The 1,976-nt window shown below is 65.0% G+C and carries 1 protein-coding gene; it reads right to left on the reverse strand.

Translation table 11 applies throughout. The features are described from left to right. Positions 1 to 113: 113 nt before the first annotated feature. Positions 114 to 1,820 (reverse strand): IS1634 family transposase, encoded by a 1,707-nt coding sequence (locus B0I32_RS56155; protein WP_106253685.1) that lies wholly within the window; start codon positions 1,818 to 1,820, stop codon positions 114 to 116. Positions 1,821 to 1,976 lie beyond the last annotated feature (156 nt).

Raw genomic sequence — 1,976 nt, forward strand, 5'->3', positions numbered from 1 at the left:
CCTGCGTTCCGCGTAATTCAGCGGGCTGAAGGCGCAGATTCGGGGTCTGACCAGGGGTGACATGGATGTGTCCACCTGGAGGGCGTTTCTCTAGGCGGTGGCGGAGGTGCTGGTCAGCGGGATGTGGCCTGAAGGTCGATGATCTTCTTGGGGTGGTCGATGCGGAGCTTGGAGAGCAGGTCGATCTGGGTTTTGGTCAGGCCGGTGACTTGCCGGAATGTCCCGGTGGGGCCAGTGAAGGTGCCCAGGTGGAGGCGGTTGAGTTCGCGGCGAGCGTGCTGCCAGGTCGTTCCTGCCGTGGTCTCAACGATGCGGATGAGCAGGAGCGCGAGCCAGCAGAGGATGACGTGAGCGCGGATGCGTTCTTCGAGCCGGTGATAGACCGGCCGCAGGTCGATGATCTGTTTCATGTCGCGCCAGCCCCGCTCGACCTCCAGGAGTTGCTTGTAACCCAGGGCGATGTCCTCGGCCGGCAGATGCGGGTCTGAGCAGCGCAGCAGGTACTTCCCGTCGAGGTTCTCCTCGAACTTGATCTTCTTGTGATCGATGCGGAGCTTGCCCGCAGGGGTGGTGCGCAGGTAGCGGTTCAGACCGGGCTTGCCGGCGATCTTCCCGCGCAGCTCGCCTCGCTTGAACTCGCTCAGGGTGTCGGTGCTGTCGATCAGCTCGGCCAGCTGGGCGACGAGTTGCTCGCGCATGTGGGCGTCCCGCTGGGCGGCTTCGGGGTTATGGCAGATCACGAATCGTTCGGTGTCACTGATCCGGACTTCCTTCACGCGCATGTTCTCGGCGATGTCGGCATAGCGGCCCTGGCGGGACAGTGCTGCCTGCACCTCGGGTGACCCGGAGCGGAGCTTCTCGCCGATGATGTAGGCGTGGTCGCCCTGGCGCAGGTAGCGGCGGTTGCGTTCGCTGGAGAACCCCCGATCGGTCACCCACACGATCTTGCTGAGGGTCCAGTCACGCATATCGTCCTTGACTTGCCGGATTAGGGTTTGGTCTGCGGTGTTGCCGGGCCAGGACCAGCAGCGGACCGGGATGCCGTCGCGGGTGACGGCCATGCCGATCACGATCTGGGGGAGATCGTCGCGTGAGTCCTTGGACTTGCCATAGGTCCGGAACCCGGCCTCGTTGTCGGTGTCCTGCCCGTCGGTGGCCTTCTCGCCCCGCTCGTCGCGGCCGACCGGCTCGTCGGCCTCCCCGAGCTCGAAGTAGGTGCTGGTGGTGTCGAAGAACAGCAGGTCGACCTCGAGGTTGAGCAGGTTCGCGACCTCGTCGAACACCTGTTTCTCCAGCTCGTCACGGACTTCGTGCAGCCAGTCCATCGCCCGGTAGCAGGCGTTGTCATCGACGGTGGCCAGGCCGTCGATGTGGACGTCGTGGTTCATCCACTCCGCGGCGGCGAGCTTGGAGGCTGGGGCCAGCGCCCGGTTGGCGACCAGGCCGAACAGGACCCGCTCTGTGACGGTCATGTTCCGGCGGCGGCCGCGTTTGGGCTGCCCGACCCGGCCGACGATCTGGTCGATCCGCAGCCGGCGCCACATCTGGTCGAGGACGTGCGTGCCGCCGAACGGCACCGACGACATGTACTCCAGGTCCGAGGCCGTCGTTGCTGCCAGCGCGTCTCCGGGCTCCAGCAGGCGCGATAGAGACGTGACCAGCCGCTTGACCGCTTCCCGGTCCAGCTCGTCCTCACGGCCGAAGGTGAACAGGACCTTCGGCACCGCCCGGCCCTTCACCGGATCCCACTCGTTATGCGCCAGATGCAGGTATCGGACCGTCCCGGACTTGTTCTCCCGCTTGGTCGTCTTCACGTACACGACTCCAGACCCTACGACCCAAGCGCAGGCCAGCACAGCGAAATCTAGAAATCGCGTCTCTAGGTGAATCTAGCCGTTCATCCAGACTCCAAGTCCCTGACCTGCGCGTTCAGGTCGCTACGACCTCCGGGAACCCCGAATTACGCGGAACGCGGG

Origin of the sequence: Nonomuraea fuscirosea (genome assembly GCF_003001935.1) — a bacterium.
Taxonomy (GTDB): domain Bacteria; phylum Actinomycetota; class Actinomycetes; order Streptosporangiales; family Streptosporangiaceae; genus Nonomuraea; species Nonomuraea fuscirosea.